Raw genomic sequence first — 21,351 nt, forward strand, 5'->3', positions numbered from 1 at the left:
GCAGTTTCACGCCCAAACTCCCGTTTCGGCGTGCGGGGGTCAAAGCTGTGCGGCCAGCAGCTCGGCGATCTGGATGGTGTTGAGCGCCGCACCTTTTCGCAGGTTGTCCCCGGAGAGGAACAGCGCGAGGCCACGACCGTCGGCAACACCGGGATCGCGGCGGATCCGGCCCACCAGGGTGTCGTCCACTCCCGCGGCGGCCAGCGGCGTCGGCACGTCGACCAGCGTCACACCCGGCGCGTCGGCCAGCAGCTCGGCGGCGCGCTCCGGTGAGATCGGTTGGGCGAACTCGGCGTTGATCGACAGCGAGTGACCGGTGAACACCGGAACCCGCACACACGTGCCGCTGACGGCAAGGTCGGGGATGCCGAGGATCTTGCGGCTCTCGTTGCGCAGCTTCTGATCCTCGTCGGTCTCACCCGAGCCGTCGTCGACCAGCGCACCGGCCAACGGAACCACGTTGAAGGCGATCGGGGCGACGTACTTGCTCGGCGGCGGGAAATCCAGCGCGGAGCCATCGTGCACCAACTCCTCGACGCCGTCGATGACCGCACGGGCCTGCGAGGCAAGCTCTTCCACCCCGGCCAGCCCACTGCCCGAAACCGCCTGGTACGTCGCGGCGATCATGCGGACCAGTTGGGCTTCGTCGTGCAGCACCTTGAGCACCGGCATCGCGGCCATGGTGGTGCAGTTCGGGTTGGCGATGATGCCCTTGGGCCGATTAGCCGCATCCCTGTCGAAGTTGACCTCGGAGACCACCAACGGAACGTCCGGGTCCTTGCGCCACGCCGAGGAGTTGTCGATCACGACCACACCGGCGGCGGCGAACCGCGGCGCCTGCACCCGCGACATCGTCGCGCCAGCCGAAAACAGCGCGATGTCAAGGCCACTGGGGTCAGCGGTCTCGGCGTCCTCGACCTCGATCTCCTGGCCGCGGAACGGCAGCTTCTTGCCCGCCGAGCGCGACGAGGCGAAGAACCGCACGCTGGTCACCGGGAAGTCGCGTTCCTCGAGCAGAGCGCGCATGACCTGACCGACCTGGCCGGTCGCTCCGACAACTCCGAGATTCACCATTACCGCCCCGTCCCGCCGTAGACGACGGCTTCTTCCGCGCCGCCGAGTCCGAACGCCTCATGCAGTGCCGCGACGGCCTTGTCTAGTTCGGAATCCTTGACCAGCACCGAGATTCGGATCTCGGAGGTGGAGATCAGCTCGATGTTGACGCCGACTTCGGCCAGTGCCTCACAGAACGTGGCGGTGACGCCGGGGTGGCTGCGCATACCCGCGCCGACCAGCGACACCTTGCCGATGTGGTCGTCGTAGAGCACCTTGGTGAAGCCGATCTCGCTCTGCAGCGAGGCGAGCTTCTCCACCGCCGTCGGCCCGACGTCGCGCGAGCAGGTGAAGGTGATGTCGGTCTTGCCGTCCTCGACCTTGGAGATGTTCTGCAACACCATGTCGATGTTGACGTCGGCGTCGGCGACGGCGCGGAACACCCGGGCTGCGTAGCCGGGCACGTCGGGCAGGCCGACGACGGTGACCTTGGCCTCACTGCGATCGTGGGCTACTCCGGTCAGGATGGCGTCTTCCATGGGGATGTCCTCGATAGATCCGGTGACGATCGTGCCGGGCTTGTCGGAGTACGACGACCGGACATGAATCGGAACGTGGTAGCGGCGGGCGTATTCCACGCACCGCAGCATGAGCACCTTGGCGCCGCATGCCGCCATCTCGAGCATTTCCTCGAAGCTGACGGTGTCCAGCCGGCGGGCGTTGGGCACGATGCGGGGGTCGGCGGTGAAGATGCCGTCGACATCGGTGTAGATCTCGCAGACATCGGCGTGCAGTGCGGCGGCCAGGGCGACCGCGGTGGTATCCGACCCGCCCCGGCCCAGCGTGGTGACGTCCTTGCTGTCCTGGCTGACGCCCTGGAAGCCCGCGACGAGGACGATCTGCCCTTCGTCGAGCGCGGCGCGCAGCCGGCCCGGGGTGACGTCGATGATCTTGGCGTTGCCATGGGTGCCGGTGGTGATCACGCCGGCCTGCGATCCGGTGAAGGAGCGGGCGTGCGCACCGAGTGACTCGATGGCCATGGCGACCAGGGCATTCGAGATCCGCTCGCCGGCGGTGAGCAGCATGTCCAGCTCGCGCGGTGGCGGCGCCGGGCAGACCTGGCGAGCCAGATCGAGCAGTTCGTCGGTGGTGTCGCCCATCGCGGAAACCACGACGACGACGTCGTTGCCCTGCTTCTTCGTCTCGACGATGCGCTCGGCCACCCGACGAATCCGCTCGGCGGAGGCCACCGAGGATCCGCCGTACTTCTGCACGACGAGCGCCACTGTCTGCCCTTTCTGAAAGCGTGGGTTCGCCCATAAGGATAAGGGGTACGCACACCTGCTTTTCCCGCCGAGATCGGCGGTAACGTCCCAGCGGTGCCCGATCAACCCTCCGACCGCCACGCTCACACCCGGGTGCCGGTGCACCCGCCGATCGCAGCCCGGTGGAGTCCCCGGGCCTTCGACCCCGACGCCGTCGTCACCGACGAGCAGCTGACCGCCCTGCTGGAGGCTGCCCGGTGGGCTGCGACCTGGGGAAATCGCCAGCCGGTGCGGTTCGTGGTCGGCCGGCGGGGAGATGAGGCGTGTCAAGCACTGTCGGGCCTACTGAGACGGGGCAACAGCTACGCGAAGGCGGCCGGTGCCCTGATCCTGCTGTGCGCCGACGAGGGCGAGGACGAGCGCACCGCGCTGTACTCCGCGGTCGATGCCGGAGCGGCAGCGGCCAACCTGGCGATCGAGGCGGTGTCCCAGGGGTTGATCGCCCATCCGATGGCCGGTTTCGATGTGGAGGCCGCCGCCTCGGTGTTCGGGCTGTCCGACGGGGTGCGGCCGCTGATCATGGTCGCTGTCGGCGCACTCGGTGACTATGACGCGATGGCGCCGGAGATCCTCGACCGTGACTCCCGGCCCCGCGAGCGGCTGGAGTTGGAGGATGTGGTGCTCAACTGGTCAGGAACAGGTCTTTGACAGCTGGTTGGTCACGTCGGTGATCTGATCGCTGAGCGCCGACATCTGGAAGACGATCACCGGCGCCGGGGCACCCGGGGCCCGGTTGTCTTTCTCGGCCCGCACCTTGGGCAGATCCGAGACGAACTCGTTGATCAACTGCGCCAGTTGGGTGGCCTGGGCCGCCAATCCGGGGTCGTTGACCTTCTGGGATCGCTCGGCCATCCCGTCGGCCCACTGCTGATAGAGGATGTCCTCAGCGGCGGTGGGCACGCCGGAGCCGCCTTTGGATTGGATGAGCTCGGACTGGCTCTTGTTGAAACTCAGCATGTCGATCACCGGCTTGCACTTCTCCGGCGGCTTGTCGAAGTACGTCCAGGCGGCGAACCCGGCCGCGATCACGAGCACGATGACGGTGAGGGTCCAGCGGGGCGGGCGGCGCATGACCGTTGAGCGTAGCCGCGGGGTGAATCGTTAACCCGGCGGCAACACCGCGCGGAAGTCTACGTAACAGAAACATTGTTCACTGCTAGTGAACGGCCCTACGTGCACGGGCCGCCCACCTCGCAGGAGATTCAATGGATACAGGGACCACGGCATTCATGCTGTGTTGCATCATCGGGCTGACGATGATGATCCCGGGCCTCGCGCTGTTCTACGGCGGCATGGTCTCGGTCAAGAGCTCGACCAACATGATGATGATGACGTTTGGCGCCGTGGCCATCGTCGGCGTGCTCTGGGTGCTGTTCGGCTTCTCCATGACGTTCGGCAACACCTACGGCGGATTCGTCGGCAGTGTCACCGAATTCGCCGGCATGAAGGATCTGCTGGAGCCGCAGACCACCATCTCCGGGCTGCCGGTCAGTTTGTTCGCGTTGTTCCAGGCGCTGTTCGCCGCGATCACCGTGGCGCTGATCTCCGGTGCGGCCGCCGACCGGATGAAGTTCGCGGCCTGGATGGTGTTCGCGACCGTGTGGGCGGTTCTGGTCTACTTCCCCGTCGCGCACTGGGTGTTCGCCTTCAACGGTGTCGTCACTCCCGACTCGGTCGGCGGCTGGATTGCCAACAACCTCAAGGCAATTGACTTCGCGGGCGGTACCGCAGTGCACATCAACGCCGGTGCAGCCGCGCTGGCGGTGGCCATCGTGCTCGGCAAGGGCGCCAGCTGGGGCAAGCTGCGCAAGCCGCACAACGTCCCGCTGACGCTGCTCGGTGCCGGGCTGCTGTGGGCCGGCTGGTATGCGTTCAACGGCGGTTCGGCGCTGGCCGCGGGCAACTCGGCCGCCATCGTCATGGTCACCACGTTCGTCGCCACCTGTGCTGCCACCCTGGCCTGGCTGGCGGTGGAGAAGATCAAGGACGGCCACGTCACCGGTGTGGGCGCCGCCGCGGGTGCCATCACCGGCTTGGTCGCCATCACCCCGGCCTGTGGTTCGGTGACCCCGGTCGGTGCGATCATCCTCGGCCTGGTCGCCGGCGCGATCTGCCCCTACGCCGTGGGACTCAAGGAGAAGTTCGGCTACGACGACTCCCTCGATGTCGTCGGCGTACACCTCGTCGGTGGTGTCATCGGGACCTTGCTGATCGGGTTCCTGGCCAGTGACAGCATGCCGAACAAGGTCAACGGCGTGTTCTACGGCGGCGGCTTCGACCAGCTGTGGCGCCAGGCGGTCGCTGCAGGCGCGGTGATGGTCTATTCGTTCACGATCGCTTTCGCCATCGCATGGGTCATCAAGAAGACCATGGGTATCCGGATCTCCTCCGAGGTCGAGGAGAAGGGTATCGACGCCCACGTGCATCGCGATCCGGCGTACGAGCTCGAGTACGCCTGAGGACCCGAGCCGGGCGCGCACCTTCACCCAGCGCGCCCGGCTCGTCCCTCCCCCACTGACACCCCGAACGAAGTTGTTGGAGAACATGTCCCCCACCACCCTTGCCGAGCTGGCCGAGTCATCGGCAACCAAGTTCATCCTCGCGCTGTTCGTCGATCTGCGTGGAAAGCCCTGCGCCAAGCTGGTTCCGGTGGAAGCAGTCGAGCTGCTGGCCACCGAGGGAGTCGGATTCGCGGGATACGCGGTCGGAGCGATGGGCCAGGAGCCCAAAGACCCGGACATCATGGCGATCCCCGACGTCGCCTCGTTCACCCCGATCCCCTTCATCAAGGAGGGGCTGGCCATCGTGCACTGCGATCCGCACGTCGAGGGCAACCCGTGGCCGTATGCCCCGCGGGTCATCCTGAAGTCTCTGATCCAGCGCGCCGCCGACGCCGGGTACGAACCCTGGGTGGGAGCCGAGGTCGAGTACTTCCTGCTGACCCGTGGCGCCGACGGAGCTCTGGCGACCGCCGACGTCGCGGACACCGCCGCCCAGCCCTGCTATGACGCGCGCGGCGTGACCCGCATGTACGACCACCTCACCGCGATCTCGACGGCCATGAACACCCTCGGCTGGTCGAACTACGCCAACGACCACGAGGACGGCAACGGCCAGTTCGAGCAGAACTTCCAGTTCGCCGACGCACTGACCACGGCCGATCGCGTGGTGACCCTGCGCTACCTGCTATCGATGATCGCCGCCGAGCGCGGCATGATCGCCACCTTCATGCCCAAGCCGTTCGCCGACCGCACCGGCAGCGGCATGCACCTGCACCTGTCACTGACCAGTGCCGGCACGCCGGTGTTCCCCGAGGACGGCGACGACCGCGGCCTCGGCCTGTCGGCGACCGCCTATGCGTTCATCGGGGGCATCCTCGACCACGCCTGCGCGCTGCAGGCCATCGTCGGCCCAACAGTGAACTCCTACAAGCGAACCGGTGCTATGACGACCGCATCGGGCGCCTCGTGGGCACCCAGGCTGCCCACCTACGGCGGCAACGACCGGACCCACTACATCCGGGTACCGGACTCCCAGCGCATCGAGTTGCGTGGCGGCGACGGATCGGCCAATCCCTACCTGGCCATCGCCGCCGCCCTGGGGGCGGGTATCGACGGCATCAAACGCAGTCTGGATCCCGGTGCCATCGGCAACGGTGACGGCCGCTCCGCGCTGCCACCGACGCTGCTGCATGCCGTCGACGAGTTGGTCGGCGACCCGGTGGTCACAGGTGTTCTCGACACCGTCGGTGACGGCGTGGCCGCCTACTTCGCGGGCATCAAACGCGACGAGTTCTTCGCCTACCACAGTGCCGTGAGCACGTGGGAAGTCGACCAGTACCTGACCGCTTTCTAAAGGCGAGAGCGAGAAAGGACACGCTATGTGCGGAATCGTGGGTCTTCACCTTCGCAACCCTGGGCTCTATCCCCGGCTCGGGGAGCTGCTGACAGGGATGCTGTGCGAAATGTCCGGCCGCGGAAGTGATTCAGCCGGGGTAGCCGTCTACGGCGACCCCCGGTGGTCACCGCCGGGGCAGAGCACGGTTTCGGTCCTCGATATCGAGGACGGTACCGAAGACGTCACCGCGGCACTGCGGGCCGCCCTGGCCACCGCGGTGTCCGCGCACCGGGTAGACGAGACGCTACTGGTCTCGGCAGAGGTCGAAGCGGAGACGTTGCGCGCCGCCGTGACCGCGCACTACCCGAATGCTCTGGTCGCCGGTTTCGGCCGGGATCTGGCTGTATTCAAGGGAGTCGGGCATCCGCGAGCCCTCGCCGACGCCTGGACACTGGCCGGTGCTCAGGGCTGGCAGGGCGTGGGGCACACCAGGATGGCCACCGAATCCGCGGTCATACCGGCCGGCGCCCATCCGTATGCCGTGGGCCCCGGGCAGTGTTTGGTGCACAACGGCTCGTTCGCCAACCACGCCACGATCCGCCGGGACCTGATCGCCCGCGGTGTCGCCTTCGACAGCGAGAACGACACCGAGGTCGGCGCCCGGTTCGTCGCCGAGCAGCTGGCCGCGGGCCGCGACGTCGAGACCGCCTTGAAGGAACTCTGCACCACCTTCGACGGGTTCTACACGCTGCTGGTGTCCAACCATGACTCGTTCGCCGTCGTGCGCGACGCGATCGCCTGCAAGCCCGCCGTCATCGCCGAGACCGACGACTGGGTGGCCATGGCCAGTGAGTACCGCGCGCTGGCGGGCCTGCCCGGTGTCGAGAAGGCGGCGATCTGGGAGCCCGAACCGGAGGTGGTCTACGCATGGACACGGTGACGACCTTCGATCTGGGGTCCGTACCGCTGCGCGCGGTGAACTCCGCCCTGCATGCACCGGACGTCTCCGGCGAGTTCCGCATCGCCAACCCGGCCGGCGCCCACAACGTCGCGGTGGGCCTCGACGCACCGTTGCGGGTCACCGTTGACGGCCATGTCGGCTACTACGCGGCCGGAATGAACCAGCAGGCCGAGGTCATCGTCAACGGCAACGCCGGGACCGGAGTGGCCGAGAACATGATGAGCGGCACCGTCTGGGTCAAGGGCAACGCGTCGCAATCGGCCGGGGCGACCGCACACGGTGGGCTGCTGGTGATCGAAGGCAATGCCGCGGCACGGTGCGGCATCTCCATGAAGGGGGTCGACATCGTCGTCGGCGGCAACGTCGGACACATGAGCGCGTTCATGGCCCAGGCCGGCCGGCTGGTGATCCGGGGCGACGCCGGCGAAGCTCTCGGCGACTCGATCTACGAAGCGCGGCTGTACGTCCGCGGCGAGATCGCCTCTCTCGGAGCGGATTGCATCGCCAAGGAGATGCGCGCCGAACACCACGAAGAACTCGCCCGCTTACTCAAGGCCGCCGGATACGACGACGACGACACCTCCTCATACTCGCGCTACGGCTCGGCCCGCACCCTCTACCACTTCCACATCGACAACGCATCGGTTTATTGATGACATACACCTACGATGACCGGGCCCGGCTGGGCCTGCGCGAATCCGCCACCTTCGACCGCGCCACGATCGCCGCCATCCAACGGGCGGCCGAGACCGGCATCTACGACATCCGCGGCTGGGGCGCCAAACGCCCCCTGCCCCATTTCGACGACCTGTTGTTCCTCGGTGCATCGATGTCCCGGTATCCACTCGAGGGCTACCGGGAGCGTTGCGACACCGACGTCGTCCTGGGCGACCGGCACGCCAAACATCCCCTGCACCTCGACATCCCGGTCACCATTGCCGGGATGTCCTTCGGCGCGCTGTCCGGCCCGGCCAAGGAGGCACTCGGCCGCGGTGCCAGTGAGGTCGGAACGTCGACCACAACCGGCGACGGCGGCATGACCACCGAGGAACGCGGTCAGTCGAAGTACCTTGTCTACCAGTATCTTCCGTCGCGGTACGGGATGAATCCCGATGACCTGCGTAAGGCCGACGCCATCGAGGTCGTGCTGGGCCAGGGTGCCAAGCCCGGGGGCGGCGGAATGCTGCTGGGCCAGAAGATCTCTGAGCGGGTCGCGTCGATGCGCACGCTGCCCGAGGGGATCGACCAGCGCTCGGCCTGCCGGCACCCGGACTGGACCGGACCCGACGACCTGACCATCAAGATCAACGAGCTGCGTGAGCTCACCGACTGGGAGAAGCCCATCTACGTCAAGGTCGGTGCCACCCGCACCTACTACGACGTGAAGCTGGCGGTGGCCGCCGGTGCCGACGTCGTGGTCGTCGACGGCATGCAGGGCGGCACGGCCGCTACTCAGGACGTCTTCATCGAGCACGTCGGTATCCCCACCCTGGCCGCGCTGCCGCAGGCGGTTCAGGCGCTGACCGAACTCGGTGTGCACCGTACCGGGGCGAGCGGAGCGACGGGGAAGAAGGGAGTCCAGCTGATCGTCTCCGGCGGGATCCGCAGCGGCGCCGACGTCGCCAAGGCGATGGCCCTGGGAGCCGATGCCGTCGCAATCGGCACCGCGGCGTTGATCGCGCTGGGCGACAATCACCCCCGGTATGCGGCCGAGTACGAAAAGCTCGGCAGCGCAGCCGGTTTCTACGACGACTTCCAGGACGGCCGTGATCCGGCCGGTATCAGCACCCAGGACCCCGAACTGGCTTCGCGGCTGGATCCAGTGGAGGGCGGGCGCCGGCTGGCCAACTATCTGCGTGTGCTGACGATGGAGGCCCAGACGATTGCCCGGGCCTGCGGCAAGGCCCACCTTCGGCATCTGGAACCCGAGGATCTGGTGGCGGTCACCATCGAGGCCGCCGCGATGGCCCGGGTCCCGCTGGCGGGCACGTCCTGGATTCCCGGAGCGGGGCTGTGAGCGACACGGCCGACATCGTCATCGTGGGCGGCGGTATCGAGGGGTGCGCCGCCGCGTGGGCGCTCAGCCAGCGCGGCATCACCGATGTGGTTGTGCTCGAACGCAACACGGTCGGCTCCGGCATGACGGGCAAGTCCAGCGGAATCGTGCGCTGCCACTACGGGGTGAGCTCGCTGGCCGCCATGGCGACGATCGGGCTGGAGGTGTTCGAGAAGGCGCAGGAGATCTTCGGCACCGACATCGGCTTCCGGCAGACCGGCTACGTCGTCGGCGTCGGCGAACCCAACGTCGAATCACTGCGCAAAAGCCTTGCCGCCCAACGTGCCGTCGGTGTGCAGACCGAGGAGATCGACTCCGCCGAGGTGGCCCGGCTGTGGCCGTTCGCCGACCTGTCGCCGTTCGCCGCATTCGGCTGGGAAGCCCGCGGCGGCTACGGGGACGCCTACCAGACCGCCCAGGCGTTCGCGGTGGCGGCGCGCGCCGCCGGCGTGCGGATCCGGCAGGGGGCCACGGTGAGCGGCCTGCTCACCGACGGCGACACGGTCACCGGTGTGCAACTGGCCGACGGCAGTCAGATCATCGCGGGCACCGTCGTCGTCGCGACCGGGGTGTGGACGAGTGCGTTCCTGGCGCCCTACGGCGTGGACGTTCCGATCCGGGTGGTCCGCGAACAGATCGTCATGATCTCCCCCGGGGTGGAGCTGGGACCGGTGCCGGTGTTCTCCGACCTGGTGTCGCTGCAGTACGTGCGCCCGGAGGTCGGCGGGGATGTCCTGTTCGGCAACAGCGACCTGTCCGACGTCGCAACGGCGGACCCCGACAACTACCTCAACCGGGCCACCGAGGACTTCGTCGACCTCACCGTCGACAAGGTGGGCACCCGCTTCCCCGGGTTCACCGACGCGTCCATCGCCACCAGCTACGCCGGCTGTTATGACGTCACACCCGACTGGAACCCGGTGATCTCGCCGGGCGGCCCGGACGGTCTGTTCGTGGCGGCCGGGTTCAGCGGCCACGGTTTCAAGATCGCGCCGGCGGTCGGGCTGCTGGTCGCCGACCTGGTGGTCGACGGGCACAGCAGTGATCCACGGGTCCCGGAATCCGACTTCCGACTGTCCCGCTTCGCCGAGGGTGAGCTGCTGAAGAGCCCGTACCCCTATGTGGGTGCCGGCCAGATGCGATAGACACTCTTAGTGACGGATCTGCTCCGCAACCAGTCAGGAACCGCTCGCGACCGCGAACCCAACGAGCCGGTCGCGGAACTCGAGTTCGAGGCGGCGATCGCACGCAACGTGCGTCAGCTCCGGCAACAGCTGGGGTTGTCGGTTGCCGACATGGCGGCCCGGGTGGGCATCTCCAAGGCGATGATGTCGAAGATCGAGAACGCCCAGACCTCACCGAGCCTGTCCACCCTGGCGTTGTTGGCCAGGGGTTTGGATGTGCCGGTGACCAGTTTGTTCCGCGGCGCCGACGTCGAGCGGCCGGCCGCATTTGTCAAGGCCGGTACCGGTGCCCGCATCGTGCGCAACGGCAGCAGGGAGGGCCACGAGTACGAGCTTCTCGGCTCCCTGCGGGGTGAGCACAAGCGGCTGGAATGCCTGCTGGTGACGCTGTCGGAGAAGAGCCAGACCTATCCGTTGTTCCAGCACCCCGGCACCGAGTTCATCTACGCGCTCTCCGGTGTCATGGATTACGCGCACAGCCGCTCGGTGTACCGGTTGCACCCGGGTGACTCGCTACAACTCGACGGTGAGGGGGCCCACGGGCCGGTGGACCTGATCGAGGTGCCGATCCGGTTCCTGTCGGTCATCGCCTTCCCCGACTCGCAGGTCTGAGGCGGCTACAGCGCCTGCCACGTGTGCCCGTCGGACAGCAGCTCCACGGCGTCGCCCGGCGCCAACGTCACGCCCGCGACTGCGATGTCGCCGTCACTGACGTTCTTGCACGTGTAGCGGCTCGTATTACCTTGGGCAGCAGGCATTTTCGGCCGCGCTCCGGCCGCCAGGAAGTACACGTAGTCGGTGCCCGGGGCGCAGGCCAGGGTGAGCGGGCCGGCGACGGTGGCCACCACCCGTGCCCCGGTATTGGCCGAGGTGTTGCCGGCGATGGCCAGGTTGCGCCCTGTGCCGCGTACCGCGGCGGTGGCGAATCCGTGGTCGTCCCATTGGTTTCCGGAGATCGACAGGTCATCGACGTGTTCGGCGGCCACTGCGTGCGACCAGCCGGCACCGTCGTCCTCGCAGGCGAACAGGTTGCCGGTGATGTTGAACCCGCGGACACGGTGCTCGGCGTCGCGGGCGTAGATACCGATGGCCGGATAGGCCTCCGGTGATCCTTTGCCGCCGTTGGTGATGTTGTTGCCTACGATCTGCACGTGCGGTGCGTCCGAGTCGAGCCACGCCGGCATGGTGTAGATGATGGCCTCGCGGCGCGACCCCTCACAGATGTTGGCGACGATGGTGAGGTTCTTGTTGCCGCGCAATTCGATGTTGTGCGTGGGGGTTCCGTTGAGGTGGTTGCCGATGATGCGCAGCGGGCCGCTCTCCACGGACAGGTTCGGCCCGGTGGAGCCGACGTTGTTGTTGACGATCCACGAGTCGTAGAAGTGGTGGGTGGTGTGGATGCCGTATCCGGTGCCCTGTTCGACGAAGTTGTCGTCGATCCAGTTCAGCAGCCCGTCGGTGGTCGGGTTGAGCCGTATCCCGAACTGTGTCCAGCCCTTGATGAGGCAGTGCCGAAGGTAGCTCTTGTCCATCTCGACGACCAGGCCCGGGGAGCCGTGGCGGCCGGCGTCGATGACGAGGTTCTCGATCCGGGACTGCGACCACACCCCGGCGATGGGCGCGATGTCGGCGGTGGCCCTGATCGTCGAGGCGCGCTCGCCGTCGCCGGTCAGGCAGACCCGGGCCAGCCCACTGGCCTGTCCCAGCGATGCCGAGACGCAGTACACCCCGGCGGGCAGGAAGACGGTGGCGCCGCCGCCGTCGTGGGCGGCGCGCAGGGCGGACGCGATGGCCGCGGTGTCGTCGGCGCGGCCGTCACCGGCGGCGCCGTAGGACCGGACGTCGATCACGCCGTCACGCTAGCGGTAGAGCCGTCCGAAAAACCCGGGCTTTGGCCTGGTGACGCATCGGGAGTACAGTACGTCCTTGTGCAGCGGGTGCTCCTCCTCGGACGCCGCGACGGGGTCTGATCCAGACTGGCTTCCCGTCGCGGGTGTTTGCGATGCGCCGGTCTGAAGTCCACACCAGAACTCCCGGAGCCCAATCGTGACCACCCACATTTCTTCCGATTCCCTGGATGCCTACGTATCCGCTCGGACCATCAAAACCCCAGCCGGACCGCGCCAAGACGGCCAACCGGCGTACAACACCCAGCGCAACAGCGCGATGCCGGTATTCCGCTACCGCCCGTTCGCGCAGGAAGTCGAATCCGTCGCTCTGCCCGACCGCACCTGGCCGGACAAGGTGATCGACCGCGCCCCGCTGTGGTGTGCGGTCGATCTGCGCGACGGTAACCAGGCCCTGATCGATCCGATGAGCCCGGCCCGCAAGCGCCGCATGTTCGAGCTGCTGGTCAAGATGGGCTACAAGGAGATCGAGGTCGGCTTCCCGTCGGCCAGCCAGACCGATTTCGATTTCGTCCGCGAGATCATCGAGCAGGGCGCGATCCCCGACGACGTCACCATCCAGGTGCTGACGCAGTGCCGCCCCGAGCTGATCGAGCGGACCTTCGAGGCCTGTCACGGCGCACCGAACGTCATCGTGCACTTCTACAACTCGACGTCGATCCTGCAGCGCCGGGTGGTGTTCCGCGCCGACCGCGACGAGATCAAGAAGATCGCCACCGACGGGGCCCGCAAGTGCCTGGAGGAGGCGGCCAAGCACCCGGGCACGCGCTGGCGCTACGAGTACTCCCCGGAGTCCTACACCGGCACCGAGCTGTCCTACGCCAAAGAGGTGTGCGACGCGGTCTCCGAGATCATCGAGCCCACCCCCGACTGGCCGCTGATCGTCAACCTGCCGGCCACCGTCGAGATGGCCACCCCGAACGTCTACGCCGATTCGATCGAGTGGATGAGCCGCAACCTGAACCGGCGCGACTCGATCATCCTGAGCCTGCATCCGCACAACGACCGCGGAACCGCTGTTGCCGCAGCCGAATTGGGCTATCAGGCGGGTGCGGACCGCATCGAGGGCTGCCTGTTCGGAAACGGTGAGCGCACCGGCAACGTCTGCCTGGTGACGCTGGGGCTGAACCTGTTCTCCCGTGGCGTGGACCCGCAGATCGACTTCTCCAACATCGACGAGATCCGCCGCACCGTGGAGTACTGCAACCAGCTGGCCGTACCCGAGCGCCACCCCTACGGCGGCGACTTGGTCTACACCGCGTTCTCCGGCAGCCACCAGGACGCCATCAACAAGGGCCTGGACGCGATGAAGATCGCCGCCGACGAAGCAGACTCCGACGTCGACGACATCCTGTGGCAGGTGCCGTACCTGCCGATCGACCCCAAGGACGTCGGGCGCACCTACGAGGCCGTGATCCGCGTCAACTCGCAGTCCGGCAAGGGCGGCGTGGCCTACATCATGAAGGCCGACCACGGTCTGGTGCTGCCCCGGCGGCTGCAGATCGAGTTCAGCAAGGCGATCCAGCAGATCACCGACGGTGAGGGCGGCGAGGTGTCGCCCAAGGAGATGTGGGACGCGTTCGCCGACGAGTACCTGGCCCCGATCACGCCGCTGGAGCGCATCAAGCAGAAGGTGATCGGCTCCGAGGTCGACGGCGGTATCGACGTCATCGAGGCCACCGTGAAGATCGACGGCGTCGAGACCGAGATCCGCGGCGAGGGCAACGGCCCGCTGGCCGCGTTCGTCGACGCGCTGAGCGCGGTCGGATTCGACGTCAGCGTGCTGGACTACTCCGAGCACGCCATGTCCGCCGGTGAGGAGGCCGCCGCGGCGGCCTACGTCGAGGTCTCCGTCGGTGGGCGCACCGTGTGGGGTGTCGGAATCGCCACGTCGATCACCACCGCGTCACTGCGCGCCGTGGTCTCGGCCGTCAACCGGGCAGCCAGGCAGGGTTAGCGGCCCGGCAGGGCTAAGCTGGCGCGGCGCACATGCGCACCGCATTTAGCTGAGGAGTAGGCCATGGACTGGGGATCGACCTGGGATTTTCTCTGGCATTTCTTGATCATCTTCGCCTGGATCGCCTACCTGCTGGTGCTGTTCCAGATCCTGACCGACCTGTTCTGGCGCGACCACAAGACCTCAGGCTGGATCAAGGCGGTGTGGACGATCTTCCTGATCGTCTTCCCGTGGATCACCGCGCTGATCTACCTGATCGCGCGCGGTCAGGGCATGACGGAGCGCGCTCGGGAAGCCGCCCAGCAGGCCAAGAGCCAGACCGACGCCTACATCCGGGAGGCCGCGGGCCGCTCACCGGCTCAGGAGATCGAGCACGCCAAGCAGCTGCTGGATTCGGGTGCCATCAGCGCTGCCGAGTTCGAATCGCTCAAGGCCAAGGCACTCGCCTAGGCCATTGGCCCGGGACACGCCGGGTGTCGGCAACACGCCGTGCCCGGGCGATCGGTGGCGCCGCCGTCGCCTATCTTTGACGGGCCGATGACTACTCGCGGAAGGTAAGGAGACGGCCCAGGTGGACGACGTCGCCCTGTCCATCGCCGAGCTCGCACAATCCAACCGGGACATCCAGGCCTCACCCACCATCCGGCTGCTGGCCGCGCTCAACATGAGCATGTACGCCACCCTGATGGAGCGCCATCTCAGTGGCGGTGTGGCGGTGGAGACCGAACTGGTGGTCGCGCTCGAGCGTGACCTCGACGACCTCGACCGTCCCGAGGGTTTGTCGGGCCTGGCCCTGATCAAGGTGTGGGCGAGCCAGGGCTGGCTGCACCGGGTCGCCGACACCCGCAGCGGCTACGAGCGCAATCTGTGCTACCTGACTCAGGAAGCCCGCCGGGCGCTGGACTTCCTGCGCGGCATCCGCCGGCAGGACACCATCGCCACCGGCGGGTCCATCAACGGCATCGCCTCCCGGCTCAAGCAGGTCGCGATCCGCGTCGGAAACGACCCGGATCGTATTCGCGCCGGGATCCAGGCGCAGATCGCCGCGTTGCAGGCCGAGCTCGACGACCTGGACCAGGGCGTCACCCGGGTGCATGACGACGTCAGCGACTCCTACGACGAAGCCCATGCGATCGCGCTGCAGATGGAGCGCATGATCACCGACATCGGCCAGTACGGGACGATGATCGAGCAGGCCACCGCGGCCCTCGACGAGCCGATCGACACCAACCTCGAGTACCGCGACCGGCAGCGCCAGATGTACGCCGACTACCAGGCGGCCTGGGACTCCCAGGGCCGTGACTCGCACCGCGCGTTCCTGGCGATGGTCAACGACCCCGATCAGCGCGCCGAGTTCGAGTCCGACGTGGCCGCGGTCGCCGACGCGTTGCCGTCGCTTGATCCGGCGCTGCGCAAGGTGATGACCGGGTTCTTCGAGCTGGTCGGCCAGCAGATCGACGAGGTGGAGCGCATTCAGCAGCGCTGTGCCCAGCGCGTGAAACGGTTCACCGCGTTCGGCACCCTGGAACAGAGCCGCGGGGTGGCCCGTCAGCTCAACACCGCCATCGCCGCCGCGCGGACGCTGCTCAAGGAGTCGCTGACCGATTCCCGGCTGGACCTCGAACTGCCGCTGGCCCGGCACACCATCAGCTCCGTGGGGGCGCTGAGCTTCCGGATCAGCGACCTGTCGGCGCCCAAGCCGGCGCAGGCCGCCGACAGCACCGTCGACCTGGCCAGCTTCGCCGCGCTGACCACCCAGGTCGACGCTCCCGGCATGTCGGAGATGATCAACTCCGCCGTCTCCCGCGGGCCGCTGTCGCTGCCCGACGCGGTGTCCATGCTCGACTCGGCCTATCTCGGCCACGTGATCGTGTTGTGGTCGTGGGCGCTCAAGCAACCGCGCACCGACGGCGCCGACGCGTCGACGACAGTCCGCTTCCAGTCCCTCGACGGGCGTGACCGCGAGATCGAGGTCCCGCTGCTGATGTTCACCGAACCGATCTCCACCCTGCAGGGAGCCGCGCAGTGACCACCGAACCTGCCATCGACTTCTCGTCGCTGCCCCAGGTCAACAAGACCTCCCGGGTGCCGCAGGAGCGCAGGCCGCGGTTCGACGGCGACGTCGGCGAGCTGCCCGACCGGGCGTGCTGGGCGTTGCAGAACCTGCTGACCCGCCGCTACATCAGCGCCGAATCGGACCGCGAGCTCTACGGCTGGGTGGTCGAATACCGCGACCAGCTCAGTGTCCGGCTGTCCGAGCTGGATCTGCTGCTGCGTATCGTCGAGGCTGTCGAGGTCGCCTTCATCGAACAGGCTCGCTACGAATCGGCAAGGGGCGTCAAGCTTTTGCGTCGCGAGCCGCTCGGCACCTACGACTCGATCCTGGCGCTGCACCTGGCGCAGATGATGCGTGCGGCAAGCGACCATACCGTGCTGATCTCCCGCGACGAGATGCACGGGCTGTTCGCCGGGGTGCTCAACGACACCGACCGCGACACCGTCACCTTCGCCGCCCGCGTCGACGGCGCGATCGCCCGTTTGGCGTCGCTGGAGATCCTGCGGCGCAGCCGCGACGACGAGGACAGCTACACCATCAGTCCGGTGATCACCGCGGTGATGACCGCATCGGTGATCACCGAGTTGCAGCAGCAGTTCGAACTGCTGCTCAGTGGTGGCGCGCCGCAAGAGCAGGAAGAGGTCGACGTCGATGCCTGAGCAGTTCCACCTGGCCCGCCTTCAGATCGTCAACTGGGGTGTGTTCGACGGATACCACGACATCGCGTTCACCGAAGGCGGTGCGCTGATCGCAGGCGCATCCGGAAGTGGCAAATCCTCACTGCTGGATGCCATTTCGTTGGGTTTCCTACCGTTCAACCGCCGCAACTTCAATGCCTCCGGTGACCATTCGGCCGCCGGGTCCAATGCCGGGCGGCGCACCGTCGACAAGTACGTGCGCGGCGCCTGGGGCGAGCGCACCGACGGCGGCACCAGCCGGGTGATGTACCTCCGCGGCGAGGGCACGGCGTGGTCGGCGGTCGCGGTGACCTATGCCAGCAACACCGGCCGCAGCGTCACGGGACTGGTGCTCAAGTGGCTGGTCGGCGAGTCCCGCTCGGACTCCTCAAGCCGGTTCGTCCTCGCCGACGGCGACCGGGACATCGAAGAGGTATGCAACCGCTGGGCCGCAGGACGTTTCGACAGCAATGTGTTCAAGGACGACAACTGGCGCTTCTCCACCAAGGTCGAGTCCCAGTACCTCGCCCAGCTGTACGCCACCATCGGCATCCGCGCCTCCGACGCCGCCCAGCAGCTGCTCGGCAAGGCCAAGTCGCTGAAAAGCGTTGGTGGACTTGAACAGTTCGTTCGCGAGTTCATGCTCGACGAACCGGAGAGCCTGGCCCGCCTGCCCGAGGCACTCAAGCAGATCGACCCGCTCGTCGAGGCCCGCGAACTGCTGGCCGTCGCACAGCGCAAGCGCAAGATCCTCGGCGATATCGAGGCCATCCAGCAGCGCTACGCCTCGGAGTCCTCGGATCTGGGCATCATCGACCTCGTCGACCTGCCGATGGTGCGGGCGTACTCCGACCACGTACGCCTGGCGCAGTGCCCGGCGCAGATCGAGGCGCTCGATGGCACCATCGACCAGCTGGGCAACGAGTACGAAGACGTCACCCGTGCACTGAATCTTGCCAAGGCGGAATCGGATTCGCTCAACGCACAGATCAACGGGTCGAGTTCGACCGTCGGGCCGCTGCAGTCGCAGGTCGCTGGCGCCGAGGCACAGGCCGAGGAGGTGTCGCGACGCTGGGCCGCCTACGAGTCGATGGTCGAGGCCCAGGACCTCGACGTCCCCGACACCGCCGACGACTTCTGGAACCTGCGCGACGATCTGACCAAGCAGGCCACCGAACTGCTGGCCCGGCTCGACCGCGGCCGCGAAGCGTCCACCGACGCCGAGTACGCCCAGAAGGTCGCGCGCATGGCCCGTGACGAGGCCGCCAAGGAACTGCGCCGCGTCGAGCACGTCGGCTCGGCCCTGCCGGAGTCGGCCATCACGATGCGCGAAGAGATCTGCGCCGCAGCCGGTGTCGACCCCGCCGAGCTGCCCTACATCGCCGAGTTGCTGGACTTGCGGCCCGAGCAGAGCCGCTGGCGAGTCGCCGTCGAGAAGGTGCTGCGCGGCGTCGGGCTGCGGCTGCTGGTACCCGACCAGCACTACGCCGCGGTGCTGCGCTTCGTCAACGAGACCAACATGCGGGGCCGGCTGCAGTTGCACCATGTCCGGGCCTCGGCCAGTGGCCGCGAAGCGGAGCCGAACACGTTGGCGGGCAAGCTTTTCATCGTCGATCCCACCCATCCGTGCGCCGCGGAAGCCGCCGACGTCATCGCCGCAGCAGGTGACCACATCTGCGTCGACACCCCCGACGTGTTCCCGCGATTCCGGCGGGCGGTCACCGACACCGGGCTCTACAAGGACTCCGAACGGCTGGCCATCAAGGACGACCGGCGTGCGCTGCGGCCCTCGGAGTACATCTATCAGGGCGACGTCGGGACCAAGATCGACGCTCTGACAGTCGATCTCAGCACCGCCGAGGAGGACTACCGGCAGGCCCGCCGGGTCGCCGATGACATCGCGGCTGAACGCCAGCAGTGCCGTGACCGGGCGGCCGCCTACAAAGCGATCTGCGAGCAGTTCCCGCAGTGGAGCCACATCGACACCGAGACCGCCGACAAGCACGCCGACCGGCTGCGCGAGCAGTTCGAGATCCTGCTGGCCGACCATCCCAACATCGAGGCCCTCTCGGAGCGGGCCGAAGAGTGCTGGACCGAGATCCAGACTCTGATGACCCGCCGCGGGGCCATCCAGACCCGACGCGACGACCTCGACATGCGACGCACCCGGCTGCTGGAGTTGCAGGAACGCCTGACTCCGGCGTTCGTCAGCGAGCCGTTGACGGAGTTGCTGGACCGCTACTCGGCGGATCTGCCGGTGGCGCTGGAGCTTCTCGACCCCGAACCGCACCGCGAGGCGTTGTTCACCGCGATCCGCCGGGAGCGCGAGCAGCTGCGGGAGAGCCGGCGCCGCTCGTACGACGAGCTGGCCCGGATTCTCAACACGTTCGACACCGCGTTCCCCGATGCGATCCCCAATGACAGCGACGTGTTCGACGAGCGGGTGCACGACTATGTGGCGCTGTGCCGGCACATCGACGAGCGCGAACTACCCGAGGCCTACGAGCGGATGATGCGTCTGGTCACCGAGCAGGCACCCGATGCGATCCTGACCCTGCACCGGGTGGCCGAGCAGGCGGCCCGCCGGATCAGCGATCAGATCACCAGGGTGAACACCGGTTTGGGTTCGGTGGAGTTCAACCGCGGCACCCGGCTGACGCTGCGCGCCACGCCACGGCAGCTGGCCGCGGTGTCCGAGCTGACCGCGGTCGTCAAGGCCATCTCGGGTCGTATCGCCGAGGTGGGTCTCGGTGACAACCAGGCGATCCTGGACCAGTACGCTGACATCATCCGGCTGCGAAACCGGTTGGCGTCCAACACTCCTGAGGATCGGGCGTGGACGCGTGACGCGCTGGACGTGCGTAACCGGTTCACCTTCGACTGCGCCGAATGGGACATCCACAGCGACGAACTGATCAGGACGCACAGCAACGCCGGGGACAACTCCGGCGGTGAGCAGGAGAAGCTGATGGCGTTCTGTTTGGCGGGCGCGCTGAGCTTCAACCTGGCCAGCCCCGACAGTGTGGACAACCGGCCGATCTTCGCGCAGCTGATGCTGGATGAGGCGTTCTCGAAGTCGGACCCGCAGTTCGCCCAGCAGGCGCTGCAGGCGTTCCGCAAGTTCGGGTTCCAGCTCATCATCGTGGCCACCGTGCAGAACGCCACGACGATCCAGCCCTACATCGACAGCGTGGTGATGGTGTCCAAGACCGACGCGAACGGCCGCAACGCCCGGCCGGTGGCCACAGTGGCGACCAAGACGATCGCCGAGTTCTCCACGCTGCGCAAGCAGATGAGTTCGTCGACGCCCGCGGGCAAGGTTCCGGTCGAGGTCTGACGCGGCTCAGAACAGGGCGAACTGCTGGCCCTGGTCGACCGACGGCTCGAACGCGTCGATCCCGGTGCCGTTGGCCACCGATGTCACCGAGTCCATGAACTGGCGGTCGGAGACGGTCGGGACGCCCAGCTCGCGCGCCTGGTAGCCCTTGCCCTGTTCGGGCCGGGACTCATTGCAGATCACCAGTGACGTCTCGGGGTCGACCGCGTCGGTGTAGGCCAGGCCGGCGTGCAGGATGCGCTCGACGAGTTCTTCGTGCGTGCGGTTGACCTCGGCCGACAGCGCCACCCGCATGCCCTGCACCAATCGCCTGCCGTCGTAGCGGCCGGGGTTGAGGTACGGGCACGGCATCCGGGAGGCCAGCATCTTCAGCGGGCGCAGTTCTTCGTGGGTGATGCGGCCGTTCGGCCAGCGCCTGCGGTTGGCCGGCCGCACCGGCAGCCAGACGCCGTTGTCACGGGCACGCTGCAGCGCCGGGGTGAGCACCCGGGAGAGCACCAGCGCGTCGTCGAACGCGTCGTGGGCGCGGGTCTGGGCGACGTCCCAGTGCCGGGCCAGGGTCTCCAGCCGCAGGTTCTCCAGGCCCAGATCTAGCCGTCGGGCCAGTTCGACCGTGCACATGACGGTGTCGATCGGCAGCGCGGTGTCGGCCATCTCGGCCTCGGTGGTCAGGAATGCGTAGTCGAAGGCCACGTTGTGGGCCACCAGGGTGCGGCCGTGCAGCAGGTCGACGACGTCAGCCGCGATATCGCCGAAGGTGGGCTGGTCCTCGAGCATCTCGGCGGTCAGGCCGTGGATGTGGGTGGGGCCGGGGTCGACGCCGGGGTTGAGCAGGCTGACCACCGAGTGTTCGACCCGGCCCTCGGGGTCCAGCGCGAGGGCGGCGAGGCTGATAACCCGGGCGTGACCTGGCCGAAAGCCGGTGGTCTCGACGTCGACGACGACCCAACCATCCCCCGGCTCGTGGGCTGGTCTGCCCCAGGTGTGGCTCACACAGTCAG

The 21,351-nt window shown here is 67.4% G+C and carries 18 protein-coding genes; 13 read left to right on the top strand and 5 right to left on the bottom strand.

Features of this window, described 5'->3' with window-relative positions:
• Positions 1-39: 39 nt before the first annotated feature.
• Positions 40-1,074, bottom strand: coding sequence for an aspartate-semialdehyde dehydrogenase (locus tag OG976_RS11505; protein WP_328362064.1), 1,035 nt, complete (start codon positions 1,072-1,074; stop codon positions 40-42).
• Positions 1,074-2,339 (bottom strand): aspartate kinase, encoded by a 1,266-nt coding sequence (locus tag OG976_RS11510; protein WP_328362067.1) that lies wholly within the window; start codon positions 2,337-2,339, stop codon positions 1,074-1,076. The genes OG976_RS11505 and OG976_RS11510 overlap by 1 nt, the downstream gene beginning before the upstream one ends.
• 93 nt (positions 2,340-2,432) lie before the next feature.
• Here OG976_RS11510 and OG976_RS11515 point away from each other — a divergent pair, with 93 nt between their 5' ends.
• Positions 2,433-3,026 (top strand): nitroreductase family protein, encoded by a 594-nt coding sequence (locus OG976_RS11515; protein WP_328362070.1) that lies wholly within the window; start codon positions 2,433-2,435, stop codon positions 3,024-3,026.
• On the opposite strand, the gene OG976_RS11520 is transcribed toward OG976_RS11515, so the two are convergent.
• A complete protein-coding gene (locus tag OG976_RS11520) occupies positions 3,009-3,449 on the bottom strand; it encodes a hypothetical protein (RefSeq protein ID WP_328362073.1) in 441 nt (146 codons plus the stop codon). The two genes, OG976_RS11515 and OG976_RS11520, sit on opposite strands and share 18 nt — an antisense overlap.
• 134 nt (positions 3,450-3,583) lie before the next feature.
• Here OG976_RS11520 and OG976_RS11525 point away from each other — a divergent pair, with 134 nt between their 5' ends.
• From OG976_RS11525 to OG976_RS11555, 7 genes are all read left to right on the top strand, one after another.
• Positions 3,584-4,837 (top strand): ammonium transporter, encoded by a 1,254-nt coding sequence (locus OG976_RS11525; protein WP_328362076.1) that lies wholly within the window; start codon positions 3,584-3,586, stop codon positions 4,835-4,837.
• Positions 4,838-4,922: 85 nt separating this feature from the next.
• Entirely contained in the window at positions 4,923-6,233 is a 1,311-nt protein-coding gene (gene glnT / locus OG976_RS11530) for a type III glutamate--ammonia ligase (RefSeq protein WP_328362078.1), read from the top strand.
• 25 nt (positions 6,234-6,258) lie between these two features.
• On the top strand, positions 6,259-7,155 hold the full coding sequence (locus OG976_RS11535; protein ID WP_328362080.1) for a glutamine amidotransferase: 897 nt from the start codon (positions 6,259-6,261) through the stop codon (positions 7,153-7,155).
• Positions 7,143-7,829, top strand: coding sequence for a protein glxC (locus OG976_RS11540; protein WP_328362082.1), 687 nt, complete (start codon positions 7,143-7,145; stop codon positions 7,827-7,829). Before OG976_RS11535 ends, OG976_RS11540 begins: the two co-directional genes overlap by 13 nt.
• Complete coding sequence (locus OG976_RS11545; RefSeq protein ID WP_328362085.1) at positions 7,829-9,193, top strand: FMN-binding glutamate synthase family protein; 1,365 nt, start codon at positions 7,829-7,831, stop codon at positions 9,191-9,193. The genes OG976_RS11540 and OG976_RS11545 overlap by 1 nt, the downstream gene beginning before the upstream one ends.
• On the top strand, positions 9,190-10,377 hold the full coding sequence (locus tag OG976_RS11550) for an NAD(P)/FAD-dependent oxidoreductase (RefSeq protein WP_328362088.1): 1,188 nt from the start codon (positions 9,190-9,192) through the stop codon (positions 10,375-10,377). Before OG976_RS11545 ends, OG976_RS11550 begins: the two co-directional genes overlap by 4 nt.
• Positions 10,378-10,386: 9 nt before the next feature.
• Positions 10,387-11,028 carry a helix-turn-helix domain-containing protein gene (locus tag OG976_RS11555; RefSeq protein WP_328362091.1) on the top strand — a complete coding sequence of 214 codons (642 nt, stop codon included), beginning with the start codon at positions 10,387-10,389 and terminating at the stop codon, positions 11,026-11,028.
• Between the two features lie 5 nt (positions 11,029-11,033).
• Here the strand turns inward: OG976_RS11555 and OG976_RS11560 are convergent, their stop codons facing one another.
• On the bottom strand, positions 11,034-12,266 hold the full coding sequence (locus tag OG976_RS11560; protein WP_328362093.1) for a glycosyl hydrolase family 28-related protein: 1,233 nt from the start codon (positions 12,264-12,266) through the stop codon (positions 11,034-11,036).
• Positions 12,267-12,474: 208 nt separating this feature from the next.
• Here OG976_RS11560 and leuA point away from each other — a divergent pair, with 208 nt between their 5' ends.
• The 5 genes from leuA to OG976_RS11585 all read left to right on the top strand — a co-directional run bounded on the left by leuA (position 12,475) and on the right by OG976_RS11585 (position 20,350).
• Positions 12,475-14,280 carry a 2-isopropylmalate synthase gene (leuA, locus tag OG976_RS11565; RefSeq protein WP_442930529.1) on the top strand — a complete coding sequence of 602 codons (1,806 nt, stop codon included), beginning with the start codon at positions 12,475-12,477 and terminating at the stop codon, positions 14,278-14,280.
• A 63-nt stretch (positions 14,281-14,343) separates the two neighbouring features.
• Positions 14,344-14,730: an SHOCT domain-containing protein gene (locus tag OG976_RS11570; RefSeq protein WP_328362098.1), complete on the top strand. Its 387-nt coding sequence runs from the start codon at positions 14,344-14,346 to the stop codon at positions 14,728-14,730.
• Positions 14,731-14,851: 121 nt separating this feature from the next.
• Entirely contained in the window at positions 14,852-16,309 is a 1,458-nt protein-coding gene (locus OG976_RS11575; protein ID WP_328362100.1) for a DUF3375 domain-containing protein, read from the top strand.
• Positions 16,306-16,995: a DUF4194 domain-containing protein gene (locus tag OG976_RS11580; RefSeq protein ID WP_328362103.1), complete on the top strand. Its 690-nt coding sequence runs from the start codon at positions 16,306-16,308 to the stop codon at positions 16,993-16,995. The genes OG976_RS11575 and OG976_RS11580 overlap by 4 nt, the downstream gene beginning before the upstream one ends.
• Entirely contained in the window at positions 16,988-20,350 is a 3,363-nt protein-coding gene (locus OG976_RS11585) for an ATP-binding protein (protein ID WP_328362106.1), read from the top strand. The genes OG976_RS11580 and OG976_RS11585 overlap by 8 nt, the downstream gene beginning before the upstream one ends.
• A 6-nt stretch (positions 20,351-20,356) precedes the next feature.
• Here OG976_RS11585 and OG976_RS11590 read toward each other — a convergent pair whose 3' ends face one another.
• Complete coding sequence (locus OG976_RS11590; RefSeq protein ID WP_328362109.1) at positions 20,357-21,343, bottom strand: DEDDh family exonuclease; 987 nt, start codon at positions 21,341-21,343, stop codon at positions 20,357-20,359.
• Positions 21,344-21,351 lie beyond the last annotated feature (8 nt).

It is taken from the genome of Mycobacterium sp. NBC_00419, assembly GCF_036023875.1.
Classification (GTDB): Bacteria; Actinomycetota; Actinomycetes; order Mycobacteriales; family Mycobacteriaceae; genus Mycobacterium.

What these genes read in the sequence shown, in the direction of transcription:
- OG976_RS11585 (WP_328362106.1), top strand. Translation starts at nt 16,988, where the DNA reads ATGCCTGAGCAGTTCCACCTGGCCCGCCTTCAGATCGTCAACTGGGGT.
- OG976_RS11545 (WP_328362085.1), top strand. Translation starts at nt 7,829, where the DNA reads ATGACATACACCTACGATGACCGGGCCCGGCTGGGCCTGCGCGAATCC.
- OG976_RS11535 (WP_328362080.1), top strand. Translation starts at nt 6,259, where the DNA reads ATGTGCGGAATCGTGGGTCTTCACCTTCGCAACCCTGGGCTCTATCCC.
- OG976_RS11520 (WP_328362073.1), bottom strand. Translation starts at nt 3,449, where the DNA reads ATGCGCCGCCCGCCCCGCTGGACCCTCACCGTCATCGTGCTCGTGATC.
- OG976_RS11505 (WP_328362064.1), bottom strand. Translation starts at nt 1,074, where the DNA reads ATGGTGAATCTCGGAGTTGTCGGAGCGACCGGCCAGGTCGGTCAGGTC.
- glnT (WP_328362078.1), top strand. Translation starts at nt 4,923, where the DNA reads ATGTCCCCCACCACCCTTGCCGAGCTGGCCGAGTCATCGGCAACCAAG.
- OG976_RS11525 (WP_328362076.1), top strand. Translation starts at nt 3,584, where the DNA reads ATGGATACAGGGACCACGGCATTCATGCTGTGTTGCATCATCGGGCTG.
- OG976_RS11540 (WP_328362082.1), top strand. Translation starts at nt 7,143, where the DNA reads ATGGACACGGTGACGACCTTCGATCTGGGGTCCGTACCGCTGCGCGCG.
- OG976_RS11570 (WP_328362098.1), top strand. Translation starts at nt 14,344, where the DNA reads ATGGACTGGGGATCGACCTGGGATTTTCTCTGGCATTTCTTGATCATC.